Source organism: Pseudoalteromonas sp. S1608 (assembly GCF_005887265.1).
GTDB lineage: Bacteria > Pseudomonadota > Gammaproteobacteria > Enterobacterales > Alteromonadaceae > Pseudoalteromonas > Pseudoalteromonas undina.
In genome coordinates this window covers 1-249 of sequence record NZ_PNDK01000136.1, presented here as the reverse complement: position 1 = coordinate 249, position 249 = coordinate 1, and the positions used below count along the sequence as shown (strand labels likewise).

Sequence of the window (249 nt, the reverse complement as noted above, 5' to 3'; positions counted from 1 at the left end):
TATTTATAGCAACCCCTGACGATTTTACAACCCTACCCACATTAGAGCGTGTATTAATGCCTTTAGTTGCAGCGTTAATAATATCTACATTTGCTGCTTTCACTGTCTTTAAAGATTACCGCTTAGGTATTCCTTTTGTCATACACAGACTCAAGCGCCATTACGGGCAAATGCCACTGTATAACACGGTTAATCAGTTTGTTGGTGGTGCACTGGCGCTGATCAGTGGCTTTTCTGTTGGCCGCGAAG

General features: G+C 43.0%; 1 protein-coding gene. It reads left to right on the top strand.

All coding sequences use genetic code 11. The features are described 5' to 3' along the window. Window positions 1–249, top strand: a 249-nt coding sequence (locus CWB75_RS19015; protein WP_171039139.1) for a chloride channel protein, incomplete at both ends; no start/stop codon positions are given.